The 6,758-nt window shown below is 43.9% G+C and carries 8 protein-coding genes and 1 other RNA gene; 4 read left to right on the forward strand and 5 right to left on the reverse strand.

Going from position 1 to position 6,758, the window contains the following annotated elements:
* Positions 1-565: Hsp70 family protein (locus A3763_RS08475; protein ID WP_156495013.1), on the reverse strand; the 565-nt coding region annotated here is incomplete at its 3' end.
* Between the two features lie 160 nt (positions 566-725).
* Positions 726-1,313 carry a nucleotide exchange factor GrpE gene (grpE, locus tag A3763_RS08480; protein WP_082865342.1) on the reverse strand — a complete coding sequence of 196 codons (588 nt, stop codon included), beginning with the start codon at positions 1,311-1,313 and terminating at the stop codon, positions 726-728.
* A 327-nt stretch (positions 1,314-1,640) separates the two neighbouring features.
* Here grpE and recN point away from each other — a divergent pair, with 327 nt between their 5' ends.
* Entirely contained in the window at positions 1,641-3,305 is a 1,665-nt protein-coding gene (gene recN, locus A3763_RS08485) for a DNA repair protein RecN (RefSeq protein WP_068514043.1), read from the forward strand.
* 174 nt (positions 3,306-3,479) lie between these two features.
* On the opposite strand, the gene fur is transcribed toward recN, so the two are convergent.
* Positions 3,480-3,884: a ferric iron uptake transcriptional regulator gene (gene fur, locus A3763_RS08490; RefSeq protein ID WP_068514042.1), complete on the reverse strand. Its 405-nt coding sequence runs from the start codon at positions 3,882-3,884 to the stop codon at positions 3,480-3,482.
* A gap of 163 nt (positions 3,885-4,047) precedes the next feature.
* Here fur and A3763_RS08495 point away from each other — a divergent pair, with 163 nt between their 5' ends.
* Positions 4,048-4,377: an outer membrane protein assembly factor BamE gene (locus A3763_RS08495; RefSeq protein WP_068514039.1), complete on the forward strand. Its 330-nt coding sequence runs from the start codon at positions 4,048-4,050 to the stop codon at positions 4,375-4,377.
* A 9-nt stretch (positions 4,378-4,386) separates the two neighbouring features.
* Here the strand turns inward: A3763_RS08495 and A3763_RS08500 are convergent, their stop codons facing one another.
* Positions 4,387-4,677, reverse strand: a complete 291-nt coding sequence (locus tag A3763_RS08500; RefSeq protein WP_082865264.1) for an RnfH family protein — start codon at positions 4,675-4,677, stop codon at positions 4,387-4,389.
* A gap of 13 nt (positions 4,678-4,690) precedes the next feature.
* A complete protein-coding gene (locus A3763_RS08505) occupies positions 4,691-5,125 on the reverse strand; it encodes a type II toxin-antitoxin system RatA family toxin (protein WP_068553707.1) in 435 nt (144 codons plus the stop codon).
* Positions 5,126-5,317: 192 nt separating this feature from the next.
* Here A3763_RS08505 and smpB point away from each other — a divergent pair, with 192 nt between their 5' ends.
* Together smpB and ssrA are read left to right on the forward strand one after the other, a co-directional pair.
* Positions 5,318-5,797 (forward strand): SsrA-binding protein SmpB, encoded by a 480-nt coding sequence (gene smpB / locus A3763_RS08510; RefSeq protein ID WP_068514034.1) that lies wholly within the window; start codon positions 5,318-5,320, stop codon positions 5,795-5,797.
* A 282-nt stretch (positions 5,798-6,079) separates the two neighbouring features.
* Positions 6,080-6,465: a transfer-messenger RNA gene (ssrA, locus tag A3763_RS08515) on the forward strand.
* Positions 6,466-6,758 lie beyond the last annotated feature (293 nt).

The raw sequence follows: 6,758 nt of genomic DNA on the forward strand, positions 1-6,758 counted from the left end.
TTGAATCGCCTTTGCTCTTATCTAAACCGAACGCTAGTGCTGCTGCAGTTGGCTCGTTGATAATACGCTTAACATCTAGACCAGCAATTTTACCGGCATCCTTAGTTGCCTGACGCTGAGAATCGTTAAAGTAAGCAGGAACTGTAATTACCGCTTCAGTTACTGACTCGCCTAGAAAGTCTTCAGCCGTTTTCTTCATCTTCTTCAAGATTTCTGCAGAGATCTGAGGTGGCGCTTTCTTATCGCCCTTAACTTCTACCCACGCATCACCATTGTCAGCTTTAGAAATGGTGTAAGGCACCATTGAGATGTCTTTCTGTACAACTTCATCTTCAAAACGACGACCAATTAAACGCTTGATCGCAAACAAAGTATTAGTCGGGTTCGTTACTGCCTGACGCTTAGCTGGCTGACCAACCAAGATTTCGTTATCGTCAGTGAATGCAATGATTGAAGGTGTGGTACGATCGCCTTCTGCATTTTCAATAACTTTTGGCTTTTCGCCATCTAGCAATGAAATACATGAGTTAGTTGTACCTAAGTCAATTCCGATTATTTTGCCCATTGATTTACTCCCGTTCTCTAATTTCTAAATTCTGTTGGTAAGGCTTAATGGCTTTTTTCATCTTAAGCCTTAGCGCCTATATTTTTGGGTTAACGCTTATATTTGGCCGAAATTTCCATTTTCAAGCTTTAAACCATTATTTTGTACTTTTTTTGTGCGTTTATTTGGATACAACAACCATTGCCGGTCTGACCAAACGACCATTCAAGGTATAACCTTTCTGCATTGCTGCAATCACTGTATTTGGCTCTGCATCCGGCGCAGGAACCATTGACATCGCCTCGTGCAACGTTGGATCAAATGGGTGACCAACCGGGTCAACCTGCTCCAGATTAAACTTCTGCACGCCACTCAAAAACATCGAAAGCGTCATTTCTACACCTTCGCGCAAGGTCGTCATTTCATTACCCGCTGCAACTTCCGCCTCTACCGCTTTCTCTAAGCCGTCGATGACAGGCAATAATTCTTTGGCAAATTTTTCCAAAGCAAATTTATGCGCTTTCTCTACATCCTGCTCTGCTCTGCGGCGAACATTCTGCACTTCAGCTTTGGCACGAATTGCCTGATCTTTAAGATCTTCAATTTGCTTCGCCAAAGACTCAGCCTCAGCCTGCCAATCCTTGCCATCTGCCTCAGCATTCTGCTCAGGGCCACTAGTTTCGACTTCTTCCTGAGCAGCTTCCACAGCCTCTTGAGCTGCCTCTACAATATGCTCTTCATTTGAATTATTTTCGTTTTCTACGCTCACCTGCGCCTCCACTGACCACAACTCTGCTATTTCGCTTATCAATCTCAAAACAGCAGTTAATCAAACTAATTAACGTTACGCAGCACATGCTGCACACCCTGACATAGCGACTTTCAAATGCTCTACGTGCACTTAAGCATCGCCAGTAATAAATAAGTTGGTGCCTATATGGGGGCCACTCTGAAAAGTTTCAAGTCACCACCAAGTTATTTTTTAACTGCATTTAATCTCGGCCTGAAAGAATAATATTTATCTTTACCAACTGGTTATAGATACAGTAATATTTAGCAAATTTTGATTTGCATATCCAGACACGGAAAAATAACCATGCTTAGCCAACTCAAAGTCTCCAACTTCGCCATCGCTGACCACCTGGAAGTTTTATTCAACAACGGCATGACCGTACTCAGCGGAGAAACCGGAGCTGGTAAATCAATTATTCTCGACGCATTAGGCTTGGCGCTTGGCGACAGGGCTGATACGAGCATGGTGCGTCACGGAGAGCCCAAGGCTGAAATTTCTGCAGCCTTTGAGTTAGACAAACACCCCAAGGCACTTGAATGGCTTAAAGACCACGACCTGGAAGAAGGCGAGCAATGTATATTGCGCAGAGTCATCACAGCCGAGGGCCGCTCGCGCAGCTATATAAATGGCCACCCTAGCCCTCTACAGAATTTAAAATCAATTGGCGAGCTACTGATTGATATTCACAGCCAACACGAACACCAATCCTTACTTAACAAAGATAACCACCGGGTGATTGTCGACAACTTTGGCCAACTACAAAGTACCTCAGACAAGGTTTCCAGCGCTTTTAATAAATGGTCAAGTCAAGCTAAGCACCTATCTAAACTTGAAAACAACCAGGATGAGATTACTGCCCGCATTCACCTCATTACCTTTCAACTTGAAGAGCTCGAGGCACTGGGCCTACAAGAAGGTGAAGTTGAGCAGCTCGAAAAAGAGCAATCCCAGCTAGCAAATGCAGAACTGCTTTTGAGTAGAGCACATGAAGCTCTAGCGTTATGTTCAGAGGGTGATGCTAATGCCGCCAGCATGGTTTCTTCAGCCTCCTCATCACTACACAACCTACCCAGCGAAAATCATGAGATTAGTGAAGCACTCAACATGCTGAATGAAGCGCAAATCCAAATTGAAGAGGCAGGTAGTAATTTACGCCATTTTATCGACTCATTTGAACTCAACCCAGCACGCCTGCAAGAAATCGAAGAACGCCTAAGCACTGCTTACCAGTTAGCAAGAAAACACCGCTGTGAACCCACTGAGCTGTTAACCATACAAAACAAACTCAGCAAAGAACTACATGACTTTAATAATGGCGACCAAAATCTGGAGCAACTGCAAGCTGAAGTAATCGAATTGGAAAACACTTACCGGGCCTTAGCTGAAACGCAGCGTCAGAAGCGTATAAAGTGTGCCAGCTCTTTAGAAAAGAAAATATGTGAGCAGCTAGCATTGATGGATATGAAGTCAGTGAAGTTCTGCGTCAGCCTAACACCTCTCGATAACAGCAAGGTAAGCCAGCACGGTCTGGATACCGTCGAATTCCTGATTAGCACCAATCCTGGACAGCCCCCCAAAGCCATCAACAAAGTTGCCTCAGGCGGTGAGCTGTCCCGAATCAGCTTAGCGATTCAAGTCATTGTCGCTCAAAACTCGACCATTCCAACACTGGTTTTCGATGAGGTGGATGTAGGCATTGGCGGCGGCACAGCACAAATTGTTGGCCGACTACTCAAATCGCTAGGCAAGAATGGACAAATCATTTGCGTTACCCACCTGCCACAAGTTGCCTCACAAGGTGACAACCATTATTTCATTAGCAAGAAATCAATTGACGGAAAAGTTAGCTCTTCGATTGACTTGCTTAATAAGAAAGCCAGAACCGAGGAAGTTGCTCGCATGCTAGGCGGTATTGAAATGACCGAGCAGACACTTGCTCATGCCAGGGAGATGTTGGAGACCGCATAAAAACTATAAACCACCGAGAACACTGAGCAACTTTCAGCCTTCACAGAGAAAAGCTTTTAAGACTTTTCTTTTTTCTCGGTGAAGCGTAGCGCCCTGTATCCTCTGTGGTTAATTATTCTTTATAAAAAAAGCCGCCTCAAAGAGCGGCTTTAGAAAACACAGTAATATCAAATCTTACTTCTTGGGACGAACATACAGCGTAAGGTTGTGATCGACTAATTCATAACCATGCTCTTCTGCAATTTCATGCTGACGCCTTTCAATAACAGGGTCTAGAAACTCAATAACTTTACCGCTTTCGGTATCGACCATATGGTCATGATGATCATCTTTCGCCAACTCGAATACCGCATGTCCACCCTCAAAGTTATGACGCAAGACCAGACCGGCAGCCTCAAACTGGGTAAGTACACGATAAACGGTCGCCAAACCTACATCATCACCCGATTCCAATAAAGCCTTATAGACATCTTCCGCACTCATATGGTGCTCATCAGCTTCTTCCAAAAGCCCCAATACTTTTAATCGTGGTAAGGTAACTTTCAAACCAACTTTTTTTAACTCTGAGTTGTCTGGCATGATTTATTTGTAATCCTATTCACAGCGTTTGCACGAATCAGGTATCATGCCTCGCTATAATGTTAGTTTCTTCTTTACAACATACTTTGCTTGCGTTTCGCCTATCTTCATAAAGATCAGCCGAAAACATTGTAAAGCAAAGATAATGGAATTCAAAAATTAGATGCAAAAGTTTTTAATTATTATTCTCACCGCTTTAAGCATAAGCGCCTGTAGCTTTCCTGGCGTTTTCAAAATCAATGTCCAGCAAGGCAACATCATCACCCAAGACATGCTCGACACATTAAAAGCAGGTATGACTAAAAAACAGGTTCACTTCGTATTAGGTGCTCCCGTTCTAGACAACACCTTCGATACAGAACTCGAAAACTACGTATACACCTATCAAGTTGCGGGCGGTGAAATCGAGAAACAAACCATAAAAGTCTACTATAGCCAAGGCGTGTACCAACGCTACGAAGGCACACTACTTGAGAGCAACCCAGCATATTAAGCGCTCTATTTAGTCTTTCTTTGCCGCCCGATTTAAGCGAGCCTGTTTAGGGTCGATCATTAATGGGCGGTAAATTTCAATACGATCCCCTTCTTTCAGCTCCTGCTCCAGTGGTTTACGAACCGCTTTACCAAATATTCCCATATCGGCCTTATCGAAATCTATCTCAGGAAAAACCTTATCAATTCCCGAGTTTTTTGCCCCATCAAAAACGTTGGTACCCGGCTTCACCTCGACTGTTAGTATTTTCTGCTTATCAGGCGCGGCATAGGCAACTTCTATTTGGATCATATTTTCCATTATTTACGTTTCCTTAACGATATAATTGATTTGCACGTTCACAGAACGCATCAACCATCGAGTTAGCTGCCTGATTAAATACCTTGGCAAAGGCCATTTTTGCCAAATTTTGTTTAATCTCAAAATCGAGCGTAAGTTCAACCTTACAAGCTCCTTCTTTCAGGTGAATAAATTCCCAGGCGCCTTTTAAATAGCTGAAAGGTCCCTCCACCAGGCTCATAATAATTCTGCCATCTTCAGACAAGTCGTTACGCGTGGTAAACGACTGCTTCAGCGCGCCCTTTTGAACCTCAATGCTCGCCAACATATACTCCGATTCAGACTCCAAGACCTGCGAGCTTGAACACCAAGGAAGAAACTGCGAGTAAGCCGCCACATCATTTACCAGTGCACTCATACGCTCAGCAGAGTGCATAACCAAGGCACTACGATTAATACTTAAAGACATTCACATCACCCTAAACTATCTTACCTCTATTGTACCCGCCAAGACCGTGGTCGCCTAGCCTCAATAAAAACACGCAACATAAATTTTCAGAAGGCTGGCACAAATGACTGAAACATGGTGTAGAATGGTTCATTTTTATAGCCCTAGAAACGTTTAGGTCTATTTGTACGAGATAGTGATAACAATAGATATATGGCCAAGAAAAAACCAAAACAACTGCCAGGCACCATTGCTCTCAATAAGAAAGCTAAACACGACTACCATATTGAAGAAAAGTTCGAAGCCGGACTCGCTCTAACAGGGTGGGAAGTCAAAAGCTTAAGAGAAGGCAAAGCTCAGCTTACGGATTCACACGTATTCCTAAAAAACGGTGAAGCCTGGCTTCTTAACGTCTATATCACACCGCTAACGTCAGCGTGTACTCACGTTATCGCTGAACCAACGCGCCAACGAAAGCTATTGCTACATAAAAAAGAAATCGCAAAGATAAATGCCAAAATGAACCAAGCTGGACACACCTGTGTTGCATTGGCGCTTTATTGGAAAGGAAACCACATCAAATGCGAGATAGCACTGGCCAAAGGTAAGAAAGATCACGATAAACGAGATGCCGAGAAGAACCGTGACTGGGATCGCCAGAAAGCACGTATTGTTCGAGAACACGTAAAATAAATAGGCTTGCCTTGTATTCCCAACAAGCGCCCCTATATAATGACTAACAATTAAATTACGGCATAAGCGACAGTTGCTAAAACACTGGCCGGGACTCGACGTAGTCGAAGCCAAACGCTTAATCTTGGTAAAAGTTACGGGGACGACATGGGCTTATGCCTGTTTTGTCTCAAATTGAAAGCCAATTTCTTGGCCTTCAAAAGGCATAAGCGACAGCGGCTCCGCCCGCTGGCCGGGACTCGACGCAGTCGAAGCCAGACGCTTAATCTTGGTAAAAGTTACGGGGACGACATGGCTTCGACGCTGGTAACAAAACCAAAGGTGCATGCCGAGTGTATAGTGGCACTCGTACTCCAATCGCTATAACTCATAGTTGCAAATGATGACAACTACGGTGCTCAACTAGCTGCGTAAGCAGTGAAAAAGCACTTTTAGGGCTACGGCCCTAACGGTCTTTAGCAAGGTGCCTGTATCGCGCTAATGACTGTCACTCAGAACAGGATCGCCAAGCGGCTTACTCAGGGTCGTTTCGTTAAACTTTACTGAGCTCGCCAACCACGTCCTGCCCGTTGGGCTGTGGAAGGTTAAACTAATTAACGGATTCTAAGCATGTAGAGCCGATGGCAGAGTGCTGACGGACGCGGGTTCAATTCCCGCCGTCTCCACCAAAAGCTGGTTCATCAAGAACCAATAAAGTAGGGAAGTAACCATAAGTTTAGCATTTGCTAAAATTATGGTTCACAGGGAAGCATAAGTTTGGCAACAACCGGACAAATGCAACCCTTTCTAGACTGAAAAAGCTCATTTAATCATAGCGTTATGATTCAATGAGCTTTACTTTTTAATATCTATGATTTGCGAACCTTTTTTTAATCCTTCGACCCGCCCTCAATAAGCATTTCTGATTTGTAAACCTGAAGAAACAGAGCTAACTCATTATTCTTAGTAGATTTAAACCAGA

The organism is Oleiphilus sp. HI0128, from assembly GCF_001635365.1.